The organism is Streptomyces sp. NEAU-174, from assembly GCF_052665095.1.
Genome location: NZ_JBQTCE010000014.1, coordinates 288359 through 302455 on the forward strand (window position 1 = coordinate 288359; position 14097 = coordinate 302455).

Genomic DNA, 14097 nt, shown 5'->3' on the forward strand with positions numbered 1-14097 from the left:
GGGGCGATCATCGCGGCCACAGTGATCAACGAGACACGGGACATGGTGCCGGGGCAGCACCGCCCCAGTGAAGTGGCATCAGCAAAGACGCATTCCGCTCGACTGGGACGGAATCCTCGGCGTCGCCGAGTACGTCATCGTCGCTGACGCCGACCCGCCGTACATCGTCCTCACCCGCATCCAACCGTACTGACCGTCTTTGACGGCCGCGGGGTCTGACGAGCCCCGCTCTCGCCGGGGCCTCTTGCTGGTCGCTCCAAGGCAGTGCGGCTGGGGTGGAGGTGTGGCGGGTGGATGCGGTCGGCGCGGGTGACGGTCTCCAGCCGGTGTGCAGATGACCAGTTGGCTCCGGCCCGCGCACAGGACGTCCGGGGCGCGCCGGGTCTCGACCTCGGTCTTGGCGTCGGCGAACGACATGGCCTCGTCCAGGACGCACTGGTGTGTCGATCAGCAGCGTGCGCACGATGCCGAGCCGCTGCGCCTCGCCCGATGGCACGCTGGCCCTGCCTCCCTCGACGGCGTGCCCCCTTTCGCTCCATGGAGAGATCGGCTGCTTGCTCCATGGCAGTGCGGCAGGGCAACGCAGATCCCGTTTACTCAGGCTTGCTCGTATCAGCAGACGGTTGTCCGGTGTAGGCGGAACGGGGAACAACGCCGCGACGTCTGCGGCGTTACCACGGATGCTCCGTGAGGTACGTGGTGACCTCGTCACGTTCCCAAGCGCCGTCCGCCACCAAGGCCCGGTGCCGGCGGCGCAGCGTATCGCCCGGGCCCAGTTCGAGCTCGTCGTGCAACGCCCAGGAAGGGGCGACCGCGGCGATCGGATCGTTGCGGACGAACCAGTGGGCCGGGTGGAGTCCCGCTGGCCGAGGTGGTCGTTCTCAGAGGCATGCGCGAAGACCAGGGCCGGTGTGCCCGTCGGTGCCGTCGTGTGCGTCCGAGTATGCGAGCCAAGGGGACGGCTGTTCCATCAGGCCGGGGCCCTCCGCATCGGGCGCGATGATCCGTCCATCACGAAAGGCGCGCGGTCCCCGCCAGACCGGTGTAGTCGGCCATCTCCCGGCCAGCCGTGCTCGGGCTGCCGAACACCAGCGGCTCGTCGTGTCTGTTCGCGGTCGCGGAGCTCCAGGTCAGCGTCCAGCACCGGGCGGCGACGCCGACGTCGTGCACCTCGATGCGGCGCTCCTCCTCGGCCCACAACTCGCCAGTGTGCGGATGCTGTGTGAGCAGCTCGGCGAGGGTGACGCGATCGCCGTGTGTGTGGACGATCCACAGCGGCCCCTGACAGCCCTCGGGATCACCTGACCAACCGGCCGAATCAACTGCACGCAAAGACCCTGGCCCCCGACCCAAGACGGGATCGCGCCCGCTCCTTCCTCCTTCGCGGCGCACGGCTCGAAACCGGTTACGTCAGCGGTATCGCGTTGTAACAGTCTCGGCGGAGGCTCATGGCGCACCTCCGGTCTCCTCAGTAACTCGCACCCCCCACGTGACCGGGTTGATCGAACGACCGCTCCCCGGCCGGCGCGCGCCCCGGGGGCGGATGAGGAGGAATTGATGGCCGCAGAGCAGTCCGCAGGATCCCGCCGTGCCTTCCTGAGATCCGTCGGCGTCGCGGGGGGCGCCGGAGTGCTGTACTCGGCGATGGGCGCACTCGGGCTCGCCCCGGTGCCAGACGTGCGGGCGGATGAGTATCGGGCGCCCCGGCGAAGCGACTTCGCGCTCACCGGACGCGGCGGCAAGAAGGTACTCGTGCTCGGCGGCGGCATAGCCGGCCTGGCGACGGCGTACGAGCTGGGCAAAGCCGGTTACGACTGCCAGATCCTGGAGGCGAAGGACCGCCCCGGGGGCCGCAACTGGACGGTCCGCGGCGGCACGGCGCTGACCGACCTCGACGGGCGGACGCAGACGGCGTCGTTCACCAAGGGCCAGTACATGAACGCGGGCCCGGCCCGGCTGCCGCAGTCACACGTCACTCTCGAGTACTGCCGCGAACTCGGCGTCGAACTCCAGGTGTTCACCAACCAGAACGCCAACGCGTACATCTACCACGAGAGCAGTGCCGCCCTCGCGGGAAAGCCCATGCGCTGGCGCACGGCGAAGGCCGACGTCTACGGCTACATCTCCGAGTTGCTCGCCAAGGCCACCGACCAGGGCGCCCTGGACGCACGGCTCACCGCGCAGGACAAGGAACGACTGATCGCGTTCCTGCAAAGCTTCGGCGCCATCAAGGGCAAAGCCGACGGCTACGCCTACACCGGCACCGACCGGCGAGGCTACTCCGCCGAGCCGGGGGCGGCCTTCGACGACGGCACGGTCCTCGGCCCGGTGCCGACGCTGTCGGACGTCCTCGCCAGCGGCGTGGGGCAGCGCTTCGCCTTCGAATTCGGCTACGACCAGGCCATGCTGATGTTCCAGCCGGTGGGCGGCATGGACGCGATCCCGTACGCCCTGGCCAAGGCGATCGGCCAGAACCGCATCACCTATGGTGCCAAGGCGCTGGAGGTCAAGGACCTGCCGGACGGTGCCGAGGTCACGTACAAGGATGCCGGCGGCCGTACCCGCACCCAGCGCGCCGACTTCGTTGTCGCGGCCATGCCGCCGATGGTCATGGCCCGCCTCAAGCACAACCTGGGCACCGACATCACCGCGGCGCTGAAGTACGCCGTCCCGACCCCCGTCGGCAAGATCGGGCTCGAGTACCGCAGCCGATGGTGGGAGACGGACGAGCACATCTACGGTGGCATCACGCCGACCGACACCGACCTGGCCACCATCTGGTACCCCTCCTACGGCCACCAGGGCCGCCGCGGCACACTCATCGGCTACTACAACTTCGGTGCCAACGCCGTCGCGTACAGCGATCTGCCGCACGCCCAGCGCCTTGCGCGGGCGGTGAGCCGGGGCGTGAAGATCCACGGCGACAAGTACCGCACCGAACTCGATCACTCCTTCAGTGTGGCCTGGCACCGCACGCCTCATATCGAGGCCGGCTGGGTGGAGTGGCCCTCGCAGACCGGTCCCGAGTACAAGCTGCTCAACCAGCCCGCCGGGCACGTCTACTTCGCCGGCGACTGGCTCAGCCATGTCATCGCCTGGCAGCATGGCGCGTTCTCCTCGGCCCGCAAGGTCGTGACCGACATCCACGAAAGAGTGATGGCCGCATGAAGCGACGCGCGAAGGTTGCGATCGGTACGGCCCTGACCGCCTCGCTCCTCACCGGCGGCACCGCGCTCGCCGAGAGCAGAGGCTGGTGGCCCGGCCCCAAAGAGGTCCGCGTCAGCCTGCCCGAAGGCCAGTCCAACCCGGCCATCGCCACCGGAGTGGCGACCGGCGGTGAGGTGGCGATCTACCAGAGCAGCGGCCTCGGCCCGACCGCGCTCAACCCGTCCGCTCCGGCCGGCTCACCCGAGCTCTACACCGACCCGGCCCTCACTCAGGGCGCCACGGGAGTCACGGTCACCGAGGCCCAGGCACTGGTCGTCCTGCGCAACATCAAGAGCAACCTCGAAGCGGCGGGCCTGACCTTGGCCGACGTCATCACCATGAAGTGCTACCTGATGAAACCGCCCGGCGTCGAGACCGCCGACTACGCGGGATGGAACCGCGCGTACCGCCAGTACTTCGCCAACATCGACCTCACCTCGAAGGAGGTCGTCCCGGTCCCGATGGGCACCTCCGCCCCCAAGGCACCGCTGGTCGCCAACAAGGCCCGGCCCGCGCGTGCCACGATGGAGGTCGCGTCGCTGGCCGTCAAGGGCTGGATGGTGGAGGTCGAGGTCACCGCCGCGTACAAGGCGCGCTGACGGGCACAGACCCGCGGGGCAACCGCAGCGAGGGGCCGGGCCCGTAACCGGGCCCGGCCCCGAAGCGACGCTGCCCCAGCCGGGCGGCGCCCCCAGTCAGTCGTCGAGGGCGCTGCCGGCCGCGCGGGGGCGCCGACAACACCGACGAGGGCGCCATCGCGGCGGCGATCGAGGACCTGCTGATCCGGGCCGGGACAGGATGGGCCGGGGGCGGGGCGGGTCCAGGACACGGCAGCCGGTAGTGGCGGCCGCGTACCGGGCACACATCTCCGCGATCCGCCACAGCCTTCCGACACGGTCCGCGTACACCGTCAGGACCGCCACACCGCACCGCCTCTACCACCGGCCGCGGCCCACCCCGCCGTCCAGCGGCGGGGCCGGTGTCGGTGTCGCGGGTGTGCCACGCGCAGTCGGCGGCGCGGTTGGGGAGACCCGGGAGCGCGGCCCCCAGCAGACGGCTGGCGCGGCGCTGCGAACGCTGGAGGCGGCTGCTCTCGACGGCTTCTGGGTACACCTGGACGCCGACGTGCTGGATCCGTTGGTGATGCCCGCCGTGGACAGCCCCGACGACGGCGGGCTGCTGTCCGGCGAACTCGTGCCGCTGCTGCGGATTGGTCGGCTCGCACCGGTGCGTGGGGCTCAACGTCACCATCTACGACCCCGATCTCGACCCGGATGGCTCCTGCACGGCCCCGCTCGCCGACCTGCTCGCGTAGCTCTCGCCCTGCCCTGACCGGCGACGGTGCCGGGCTCGGACGCCCCCGCGAGCCAGGTGTGCCGTACCCGTCCAGCCCAGGGCGTGCCGCCCGAGTGCCCAGGCATGGCGTTCCCGACAGAACGACCTAACGGAGTCCTACTCTCGCCGTACGCTCCTGTGGCGCCGCATCATGAGCACGCTTCCGGCCGCCGCGACGGCCAGGACGGCCCCGCCGAGGAGGGTGGGCTTGTTCTCGTCGACCGCGGTTGGCCCGAAGCCCGATCGACCCCGCCGCTGGGGTGGCTGCGCCGCCGCGGGCAACCGCCCAGGCCAGAAACCCGCGAGTTCTTGCGTAGCGGCGAGTGCGTGCCGTGCTGGCTGCACCGTGTGATCCGTCGCCAGCTCGAGGAGGAGCGGCTGGTGGTGTGGCGGCGCACGTGCCCCGGCCGGGATTGCCACAAGGTGACCGCGACGGATGAGGAGGTCGCTGCCGAGCGGGCCGCCGGGACGTGGTGCGGACCGCGCTGGTGTCCGCCCTGCGCCGAGCGGGACGAGCGGGAACGGGCCGAACGGGAGCGGGAGCGGCGGGAGGCCGAAGAGCGTGCCATCGAAATGCGGCGGCGCGAGGTCGAGGCGCTCGAGGAGTGGGCGCGGGAGGTCCTCGCCGATCCGGACACGGTCATCTTGGATACGGAGACCACGGGCCTGCATGACGAGGCCCGCATCGTAGACCTCGGGGTCATCACCGCTGCCGGTGACGTCCTGATGGACACGCTCATCAACCCGGGCGAGCCGATCCCAGCTGATGCGACCGATATCCACGGGATCATGGACGCCCAGGTGGCAATGGCGCCCTCGTTCGAGGTCGTCCTCGACCGACTCGCCGCGGTGCTGCACGGCCGCCGCTGCGTCATCTGCAACCAGGCGTTCGACGTTGCCAGGCTCCGGCACGAGTTGACCATGCACTACCGGCAGACCGGCCACCAGAACCCCGAAGACGCCGTCGACTCCTGGCTCGGCACGGTGCGTTTCGAGGACGCGATGGTGCCGTACTCGGACTGGTACGGGGACTGGTCCGAGTACTGGGGGAACTACGCCTGGCAGCCGCTGTACGGAGGAGACCACCGGGCGGTCTCGGACTGCCGTGCCGTGGCGGAGCGGCTGTGGGAGATGGCAAAGTCCGGCGACGGGGGCGGGGGCTTCCGGTGAACTGCGTCGCCCGTCAGCGGTGCGGGTACGCAGGGTCCTCGATGATCTTCACTTGCTGGGGGGCTTCTCGCGGGAACGCCTCTTTACTGGCACCCCACAGCGCCCCGGACCGGTCGCGCGCGGCTGAGAACGAGTTTTGACAGCACCGAGGTACTTGCCAGGGCAGCACGGGATGCTCCTGAGGAAAGGCCCTGATCATGCCGCAGATGTCGAATTTGCTGGACCGCACGCCCCTCACCCACGTCGACGTCGCGGGCACGACCATCCCCAAGGGCGTACCCGTGGTGCTCGCGCTGGCCTCGGCCAACCGTGATCCGAAGCGGTTCCGCGACCCCGACCGGTTCGACCCCACCCGCCGGGACAACCAGCACCTCGGATTCGGCAGCGGCGTCCACATCTGCTACGGCGCACCCCTCGCTCGGGTCGAAGCCCAGATCGCCCTGGGAGTACTCCGCAACCCTGGTCGAAGACCCTCCCCCTACCGGCGCAGCGCCGTGCTGCGCGGCCCCCGGCACCTTCCCATCGAGCTGGCCCCGTCGCCGTAGCCGCAATGAACCGCCTCGCCCCAGGACGCGAAGTAGAGCAGCGCCGGTCGTTCGTTCGGTTGTTCCTCGGCCGGTTCGGAGGCGCCGACGCGCCGCAGGGGCAGGGCGCGGCGGAGCGAGCTCGCCGAGTGTGGTTCCGCGGTAACGAACGGCAAGCCGATCGACGTGCAGCTGACCGTATTGCTCAGACCGTGTCCTCCATGGCTATGGGCCGCTTTGAGATGAGAGAGCGGATGACCGCGAACGCCGGGGCGCACATGACGGCGCTGAGCGCCAGCAGCGCCGAATCCGCGCGTGCGGCCGACGAGAAGTATGCGGTGCCGCTGACCTACGGCAGCGCGGCGGAGCTGGCCCGCAGTGAGGAAGTCGATCTCGTGGTGGTGACGGTGAAGGTTCCGCATCACCTGGAACTCATCCGACCCGCGCTGGAAGCGGGGAAGATGGGGTTCAGCGAGTGGCCGCTCGGTGCCGACCTCACACAGGCCGAGGAGCTGGCCGGCCTCGCGCATCGCAGGGGTGTGCTCACGGCCGTCGGGGCCATGGTGCTCGGGGAGTTCCGTGAGGTGTCGGCTCTCATCGAAAACCTGCGCCCGGAGGTTACCCACGTCACGAGCGGGGCGGTTGCGGCCAAGACCGCAGAGGACCAGATCGCCGTCACCGGGGTGCTGGAGTCGGGGCCGTGGCCGCAGTGCACATCCGCGGCGGCACGTCACGCGCCACCACGTTTCACTGGGAGATCAACGGCACGGACGGTGATCTCGTCGTCAAGGCCGACCAGGTTCAGTGGTGGTACGGGGGGCTGCGGCTCAACGGAGCCCGGGGAGAGGACGGCACGTTGGCCGAGCTAACGGCTCCCGCCCGCTATCAGCGGTCGCTGACGCAATGGGCCGGGCGATCCACCGAGCCCGCCTGCAACGTCGCCCACGCGTACGCGCTTCTGCGCGACCAGATCACCGGGAACCTTGCGCCAGATGAGGACGGCGTTCCCGACTTCCGGCACGCCGTCCGGCGGCATCGCATGCTGGAGCGGGTCCGAGAGGCGGCGCGCGCGGGCCGGAAGGTCACACTCGCAGAGCAAGGCTCGTAAGGTGTCGATGCGGTCGCGGATGCGGTCCTCGTCGCCCCAGGCGAAGACCGCGTCGATCAGGCGGTCGCTGCCGCCCGCGGCCAGGTCGGCCTCGGTGAATCAGATAGGGGATGGCGTCGGCCGCCCGCTCGCCGGACAGCTTCATCATCTTCGGGCCCAGCGCGGCCAGCACCCTGCTGTCGGCGGCGACGCCGGCCTCGTCCAGCTCGTCGAGGTAGCCGGTCATCGCCGCGTACGGGCGGCTGTAGTCCTTCACCAGCGGACCGTGGCTCACTCCGGCCCAACGTCATTTTACCGGTCGCCGGGCTGATCCCCTCCTCCCTGAACTCTTGCCCCGTGAGCGGGAACTGCCGGTGCCCTGATCGGCGGTCTGGCTGCATCGCCAGTGGCCAGACCGACCTGCTGAATGTCATCACCGATCTGCTCGATCAGATGCGCGAGGAAGGCCCGCACCGCCGCGGGCAACGCGCGCCGCGCCATCGATTGGATCTGCATGCTCCGGCGGCTCAGTTCCGGGTTGTGGATGGGAACGAGCGCCAGGCGGTCGGCACCGAGTCGCCGCCGCACCGTCAGCGGACCGACCAGGGTGACCCCACCGCGTAGCTGCGCGAAACTCTGTAGCGCACCCGAGTAGTTGCTGACGAGCGCGGGCTCGAAGCTCAGCCCTTCCAGCGCGACGCAGACATCGAAGAGTTGCCGGATCGTGGTTCCCTCGTCCATCAGCGCGAGCGGGTACTCCAGCAGGTCCGCGAGCTCGACGTACTCCCGGTCCGCCAGCGGATGATCGTCGGGCATCAGCGCGTAGATCGGCTGCTGCTGCGAATACTCGACCTTGATTCCCCATTCCGGTCCGAGGCTATAAGTGACGGCCAGGTCCACCGTGCCGTCTATCACCTGCCGCGTCGCCGCGCTGGGGCCGGTGACATTCAGCCGGAACCGCACCCCCGGATATTTTTCCCGAAATGCGGTGATAGCCGCCGGCAGGAAATCGCGCGCGAAACCCTCGGAGCTCGCGAGTTTGACGGTGCTGCGGTGCAGGGCCTCGACGCCGTGCACGTCGGCGAGCACCTGCTCGGCCTCGAGCGCGCTGCGCCGGGCGTAGGCGGTGAGAATCTCGCCCGCCTCCGACAGCACCATCCCCCGCGGCTGGCGCTCGAACAGCGGCGCCCCGACGTCCTGCTCCAGCTTCGCGATCTGCCGACTGATCGCCGACGTGGCCACGTGCAGGCGCTCCGAGGCCTCGCTGATCGAACCGGTGCGCGCGACCTCGAGGAAGTAGCGCAGCGACGTGGGCAGGAGGTGCATCCCGAGAATGTACTCCAGCGCGGAGCGCGTCCGCTGAGGGTGGTGGTGGGGAAGCCGCCGACCGTTGTCGTTGCCGTCAGGTCAATACACCCTTCGAAAACGTGCAATTGTCCCCTCTATCGCCGTCCTGTCGCCGCTCCGTAAACTCGGCGCACCGGCCGGACGAATTGTAAATCGCACGTTTCTCATGTTAAGGGTAATGATGACCCGTGCTGCCGTGATCGATTGCGCCACCGAATACTACGATTCCGGGGAATTCCTCGCCGACCTCGGCCGCCGGGTCGCGTTCGCGACCGAAAGCCAGGGCGGCGCACGGGCGCGGACGCTGCGTTCCTACCTCACCGACGAGCTGGCCCCGGCGCTCACCGGCCGACTGGGCTGCGAGGCGCGCGTCGTCGACAACCCCGCGGGCGACTACCCGCTGCTCGTGGCGACCCGGCACGAGGACGGTGAGCTGCCCACGGTGCTGGTCTACGGCCACGGCGACGTGGTCCTCGGCGAGCCGGAGCGATGGCGGCCCGGCCTCGATCCGTGGCAGGTCGTGGTCGAGGGCGACCGCTGGTACGGCCGCGGCACCGCCGACAACAAGGGCCAGCACACCATCAACTTCGCGGCACTCGAGCACGTGCTCCGCGTGCGCGGCCGACTCGGCTTCAACCTCAAGGTGCTGGTCGAGACCGGGGAGGAGTCCGGCTCGCCGGGCCTGCGCACGGTCTGCGCGCAGTTGCGGAACGAGCTCGCCGCCGACGTGCTGATCGCGTCCGACGGGCCGCGCGTGGCCGCGGAGCGACCGACGCTGTTCCTCGGTTCACGCGGCTCGACCCCGTTCACGCTGCGGGCCGACCTGCGCGAGGGCTCGTACCACTCCGGCAACTGGGGCGGCCTGCTGCGCAACCCGGCGACGGTGCTGGCGGGCGCGCTCGCCACCATCGTCGACGCGCGGGGCCGCATCCTCGTCTCCGGTCTGCGGCCGCCGGAGATCCCCGAGAACGTCCGGGAAGCCCTGCGCGACATCGCCGTCGGCGGCGGACCGGACGATCCGACCGTCGACGACGGCTGGGGCGAACCCGGTCTCACCCCGGCCGAGCGCCTCGTCGGCTGGAACAGCGTCGAGGTGCTCTCGCTCGCCGCGGGTAACCCGGACCACCCGGTCAACGCCATTCCCGGCAGCGCACACGCGCAACTCCAGCTCCGTTCCGTGGTCGGCACCGACGTCGACAAGCTTGGCGTCATCCTCCGTACCCACCTGGACGAGCACGGATTTCCCATGGTCGACGTCGAGGTCGGCCCGACCATGCCGCCGACCCGGACAGATCCGGACGACCCCTGGGTGCGCTGGGCGCTCGGCTCGATCAGCCGCACCACCGGCACGGAACCCGCGCTGCTGCCGAACCTCGGCGGCAGCCTTCCCAACGATGCCTTCGCAGGCGAGCTCGGGTTGTGCACGCTCTGGGTCCCGCACTCCTACCCCGCCTGCGCCCAGCACGCCCCGGACGAGCACCTGCTGGCCCCCGTGGCGCGGGAGAGTCTGCGCATCATGGCGGGCCTGTTCTGGGACCTCGGCGAGGACTCTCCCGTGAGGAGCCACCCATGACCGCACCCACACGGACAGCCGCCCCCGAAGCACCGGTGAAGGTGCGCCGGGTCATCGTCGCCGCGTCCATCGGGAACGCGCTGGAATGGTTCGACATCCTCGTCTACGGCTTCTTCGCCGCGACGATCTCGAACCAGTTCTTCCCCACCGCCGACGAGACCGTGTCGCTGCTGCTGACGCTCGGCACGTTCGCGGTGGCCTATGTGGTCCGTCCACTGGGGGCACTCGTACTCGGCGCGTATGCCGACCGTGCCGGGCGCAAGCGTGCGCTCATGGTGTCGATCCGGCTCATGATGGTCGCGACGCTGCTCATCGCGGTCATGCCGCCGTACGCGAAGATCGGGCTCGTCGCGCCGATCGCGATCCTGATCGCCCGGCTCATCCAGGGCTTCTCCGCGGGTGGGGAGTTCGGCAGCGCCACCGCGTTCCTCGTCGAGCACATGCCCGAGAAGCGCGGCTTCATGGCCAGCTGGCAGTTCGCGAGCCAGGGGTTCGCGACGCTGCTCGCGTCGGCCTTCGGCACGGTGCTCACGACCACGCTGTCCGACGCGCAGTTGGAGTCGTGGGGTTGGCGCATCCCGTTCTTCTTCGGCCTGCTGATCGGCCCGGTCGGCTACTACATCCGGCGTTACGTCGGCGAGGCCGGTGAGTTCGTCAAGACCGCCGACCAGGAACGCGCGCCGATGAAGGAGACGTTCCGCACCCAGCAGGACCGCATGCTCGTGGCCATGGGCGCGCTCGCCGTGTCCACCGCGATCAGCTACTTCATCACCTACATGCCCACGTTCGCGGTGAAGGAGCTGGACCTGCCGGCGTCGACCGGATTCGCGTCCACGTTGGTCACCGGGATCGTGCTGACCGGCCTGACTCCCGTGGTGGGTCACCTGTCGGACCGGTTCGGCCGCACCCGGATCATGCTGATCTTCGCGACGCTGATCCTCGCGCTGGTGTACCCGAGCCTCGCGTTCCTGGTCGCCGCACCGGGCTTCGGGGTGATACTCGGCGTGATGTTCCTGGTCGGCGTGTTGAAGGCCGGCTACTTCGCGCCACTGCCCGCGATGATGGCGGAGCTGTTCCCCGTCACCAACCGGGCCACCGGCCTGGCGGTGAGCTACAACATCGCCGTGATGCTGTTCGGCGGCACGACGCCGCTGATCATCGTCTGGCTCGTCGACGTGACCGGCAACAAGCTCGCGCCGACCTTCTACCTGATGTTCCTGGCCGTGCTCAGCCTGTCCTGCGTGGCGTTCGCGCGGCGCAGGCACGGCATTCACTGATCGGAGAAATCCCTTGTCCCTCAACGACTTCGACCGCTACCCGCTGCTGTTCGGCCCGTCGCCGGTGCACCGACTGGAGCGTCTGACCAAGCACCTGGGCGGCGCGGAGATCTGGGCCAAGCGCGAGGACTGCAACTCCGGCATCGCCTACGGCGGCAACAAGACCCGCAAGCTGGAGTACCTCGTCGCCGATGCCCTGGCACAGGGCTGCGACACCCTCGTATCGATCGGCGGCGTGCAGTCCAACCACACGCGCCAGGTCGCGGCGGTCGCGGCCCGGGCCGGGCTCAAGTGCGTGCTGATCCAGGAAAGCTGGGTCGACTGGCCGGACCCGGTGTACGACAAGGTCGGCAACATCCTGCTGTCCCGGCTCGCCGGAGCGGACGTGCGGCTGGTGAAGGCCGGGTTCGGCATCGGGTTCAAGGAGAGCTGGGAGCAAGCGATCGCGGAGATCGAGGCGGCGGGCGGCAAGCCCTACGCGATCCCCGCCGGCGCCTCGGACCACCGGCTCGGCGGGCTGGGCTTCGCGAACTGGGCGTTCGAAGTGGCGGAGCAGGAGAAACAGCTCGGGGTCTTCTTCGACACCATCGTGGTGTGCGCGGTCACCGGCAGTACCCAGGCCGGCATGATCGCCGGATTCGCCGCGCTGGGCGGACGGCCGCGGCGGATCCTCGGCATCGACGCCTCGGCCAAGCCGAAGGAGACCTGGGACCAGGTGGCGCGGATCGCGCGCGGGACCGCATCGCTCATCGGCTTGGACCGGGAGCTCGCCCACGACGAGATCCTGCTGGACGAGCGCTACCACGCGGGCACCTACGGCATCCCGGACGAGTCCACCCTGGACGCCATGCGGCTGGCCGCACGGACCGATGGCATGATCACCGACCCGGTGTACGAGGGCAAGTCCATGGCGGGCCTCATCGACCTCGTCACCCGAGGCGAGATCGCCAAGGACGCCAAGGTGCTCTACGCCCACCTCGGCGGGCAGCCGGCACTGAACGGCTACAGCGCCCTGTTCGGGTCGGCGTCGACTGGAGAGCGTCGGTGAGGTCTACCCGTCCTCACGGCCCGGCCCATCCCGGGGCTCGATACCTGGTGGCGACTGACCGTGGCAGCGGGAAGGGGAATGACACGCTGGGGCTGTCGGCGCTGCGGTGATCGGCTTGTGGTCTCTCCGTCATCCGACCGGGACTGAGGGAAAGTGGGCGCTTCGACTGGGGAGCGCCCACTGTGCGGTCAGGTCAGCACGTGTTGTCGGCGCGCCACGTGCCTTGTGCACGGTCGTCGGGTTGTAGAGGAACTGCCTGCTGACCGTGTCGCTCGTGACGCACACCGTGCCGTCCACCGGGACGGTCCCGGGCCGAGCCCGCGCTCGCCTCCGTACCTGTAGACCGGCGCCGGGCAGGAAACTCATCGCGAGCACTCCGTCTCGGGAGGCGACGAGATCGCGAGATCGGTGACGGATGCTCGACCCGACCGAGGTCGTGCCGGTACCGGTCGCCTGCGGCGACCGACGGCTTGTCGGACCTGACCCCTGTGCTGCTCTGTGGTGACGGCAGCCAAGACGGCGTGCCGGGCGTGTGGGTTTCCGGCAGTCCTGCGCGCGGCGACCACCCGCATCGTGGTGGGCATCGGCGACGACTCCGCCGGACAGCTCCGCGGCCGAACCTCCCGCGCGCTCGCTCAGTCGCCGGGCACCGAGCCGACGACGTTCCCCGGCGGCCACACCGGGTTCGTCGAGAGCCCCGACATCTTCGCCACCCACCTGCGCACGGTCATACGCGAGGGCTGAGCTACAGGAACACGCACCGAGCGCGGTCTGAACTACGCGGTTCGGATCGTGCTCTTCATGAGCGGGCCCGTGGGGTCGGCCGCGCGGGGAGGTGGCCGCCGAGGCAGACCCCGCCGTGGAAGGGGCCGCGGTACGACGACCGGGCAGGACATGGCGTAATGGGTGCCTGTTCTTCTCGGAAGGAGCCGTGCCCATGCCCCTCAGCGTCCGGGAACTCGTCGCGCGCCGTGAGTTCGAGCTGGCCGTGGCCGCCGGTGCGAGCGGGCTCGACCGGCCGATCAGTTGGGTGCACGCGAGTGAGGTGGGCGATCCCACACCGTGGCTGGAGGCCGGTTCTCTGGTGCTCACCACCGGCATAGGGCGCCCGGGGCCCGAGTCCGTGGCCGCGACGGCCCGCCGACTCGCCGAGACGGGGGCGGCGGGCATCGGGATCGCCGTCGACCTCGTCTACGACGACGTGCCGCCGGAGGTCGTGCGGGTCGGCGAGGAGACCGGTTTGCCGGTGCTCGTGGTGCCGTACACGACCCCGTTCGTGGCGCTCGCCCAGGCCGTGGCCAGCCGGATCGCGAGTGAGGAACGCTCCGCTCTGCACCGCGCTCTGCACCTCTACCCGCGGCTCACCGCCGCGGCGCTGGAGCTGGGCGCGGTGCGGGGCACCACGCGGGAGCTGGCGCGGGAGTACGGGGGCTGGGCGGCGGTCGTGGACCCGGCGGGCGAGGTGCTGGCGGTGGCGCCGGAAACCCCTTTTGGTGGTGTCTTCCCTCCCGGCCCCCCCCCCCCCCCCC

Annotated in this window: 11 protein-coding genes and 4 pseudogenes; 12 read left to right on the forward strand and 3 right to left on the reverse strand. The window is 69.9% G+C overall.

Going from position 1 to position 14097, the window contains the following annotated elements; genetic code table 11:
- Positions 1-67: 67 nt before the first annotated feature.
- Positions 68-193: a hypothetical protein gene (locus tag ACT2CW_RS35555; RefSeq protein ID WP_445519517.1), complete on the forward strand. Its 126-nt coding sequence runs from the start codon at positions 68-70 to the stop codon at positions 191-193.
- Positions 194-671: 478 nt separating this feature from the next.
- Here the strand turns inward: ACT2CW_RS35555 and ACT2CW_RS35560 are convergent.
- Positions 672-1266: pseudogene (locus tag ACT2CW_RS35560) on the reverse strand (DUF6807 family protein); the annotation flags it as partial.
- Between the two features lie 291 nt (positions 1267-1557).
- On the opposite strand from ACT2CW_RS35560, the gene ACT2CW_RS35565 reads away from it, so the two are divergent.
- The 6 genes and pseudogenes from ACT2CW_RS35565 to ACT2CW_RS35590 all read left to right on the forward strand — a co-directional run bounded on the left by ACT2CW_RS35565 (position 1558) and on the right by ACT2CW_RS35590 (position 7105).
- The gene (locus ACT2CW_RS35565; RefSeq protein ID WP_445519518.1) at positions 1558-3168 is read left to right on the forward strand and encodes a flavin monoamine oxidase family protein; all 1611 of its coding nucleotides are present in this window, start codon (positions 1558-1560) and stop codon (positions 3166-3168) included.
- A complete protein-coding gene (locus ACT2CW_RS35570) occupies positions 3165-3806 on the forward strand; it encodes a Rid family hydrolase (protein ID WP_445519519.1) in 642 nt (213 codons plus the stop codon). Before ACT2CW_RS35565 ends, ACT2CW_RS35570 begins: the two co-directional genes overlap by 4 nt.
- 421 nt (positions 3807-4227) lie before the next feature.
- A pseudogene (locus ACT2CW_RS35575) lies at positions 4228-4522 on the forward strand (arginase family protein); the annotation flags it as partial.
- Between the two features lie 368 nt (positions 4523-4890).
- Entirely contained in the window at positions 4891-5712 is an 822-nt protein-coding gene (locus tag ACT2CW_RS35580; RefSeq protein ID WP_445519520.1) for a 3'-5' exonuclease, read from the forward strand.
- 212 nt (positions 5713-5924) lie between these two features.
- Positions 5925-6257: pseudogene (locus ACT2CW_RS35585) on the forward strand (cytochrome P450); the annotation flags it as partial.
- Positions 6258-6490: 233 nt separating this feature from the next.
- Positions 6491-7105 (forward strand): Gfo/Idh/MocA family oxidoreductase, encoded by a 615-nt coding sequence (locus tag ACT2CW_RS35590; RefSeq protein ID WP_445519521.1) that lies wholly within the window; start codon positions 6491-6493, stop codon positions 7103-7105.
- 239 nt (positions 7106-7344) lie between these two features.
- Here the strand turns inward: ACT2CW_RS35590 and ACT2CW_RS35595 are convergent.
- Both ACT2CW_RS35595 and ACT2CW_RS35600 read right to left on the reverse strand, forming a co-directional pair.
- Positions 7345-7621 (reverse strand): annotated as a pseudogene (locus ACT2CW_RS35595) (LLM class F420-dependent oxidoreductase); the annotation flags it as partial.
- 14 nt (positions 7622-7635) lie between these two features.
- A complete protein-coding gene (locus tag ACT2CW_RS35600) occupies positions 7636-8649 on the reverse strand; it encodes a LysR family transcriptional regulator (protein ID WP_445519522.1) in 1014 nt (337 codons plus the stop codon).
- 199 nt (positions 8650-8848) lie between these two features.
- On the opposite strand from ACT2CW_RS35600, the gene ACT2CW_RS35605 reads away from it, so the two are divergent.
- The 5 genes from ACT2CW_RS35605 to ACT2CW_RS35625 all read left to right on the forward strand — a co-directional run.
- Complete coding sequence (locus ACT2CW_RS35605; protein ID WP_445519523.1) at positions 8849-10243, forward strand: M20 family metallopeptidase; 1395 nt, start codon at positions 8849-8851, stop codon at positions 10241-10243.
- Positions 10240-11520, forward strand: a complete 1281-nt coding sequence (locus tag ACT2CW_RS35610; protein WP_164435454.1) for an MFS transporter — start codon at positions 10240-10242, stop codon at positions 11518-11520. Before ACT2CW_RS35605 ends, ACT2CW_RS35610 begins: the two co-directional genes overlap by 4 nt.
- A 13-nt stretch (positions 11521-11533) precedes the next feature.
- Positions 11534-12568, forward strand: coding sequence for a 1-aminocyclopropane-1-carboxylate deaminase (locus tag ACT2CW_RS35615; RefSeq protein WP_164435452.1), 1035 nt, complete (start codon positions 11534-11536; stop codon positions 12566-12568).
- 501 nt (positions 12569-13069) lie between these two features.
- Complete coding sequence (locus tag ACT2CW_RS35620) at positions 13070-13312, forward strand: hypothetical protein (protein WP_445519524.1); 243 nt, start codon at positions 13070-13072, stop codon at positions 13310-13312.
- A gap of 193 nt (positions 13313-13505) precedes the next feature.
- A partial coding sequence (locus ACT2CW_RS35625) for a PucR family transcriptional regulator ligand-binding domain-containing protein (protein WP_445519525.1) occupies positions 13506-14097 on the forward strand: 592 nt, incomplete at its 3' end.

Bases quoted from the DNA above. Each gene is read 5' to 3' on its own strand.
- ACT2CW_RS35590 (WP_445519521.1), top strand. From the start codon at position 6,491: ATGACCGCGAACGCCGGGGCGCACATGACGGCGCTGAGCGCCAGCAGC.
- ACT2CW_RS35570 (WP_445519519.1), top strand. From the start codon at position 3,165: ATGAAGCGACGCGCGAAGGTTGCGATCGGTACGGCCCTGACCGCCTCG.
- ACT2CW_RS35600 (WP_445519522.1), bottom strand. From the start codon at position 8,649: ATGCACCTCCTGCCCACGTCGCTGCGCTACTTCCTCGAGGTCGCGCGC.
- ACT2CW_RS35565 (WP_445519518.1), top strand. From the start codon at position 1,558: ATGGCCGCAGAGCAGTCCGCAGGATCCCGCCGTGCCTTCCTGAGATCC.
- ACT2CW_RS35605 (WP_445519523.1), top strand. From the start codon at position 8,849: ATGATGACCCGTGCTGCCGTGATCGATTGCGCCACCGAATACTACGAT.
- ACT2CW_RS35610 (WP_164435454.1), top strand. From the start codon at position 10,240: ATGACCGCACCCACACGGACAGCCGCCCCCGAAGCACCGGTGAAGGTG.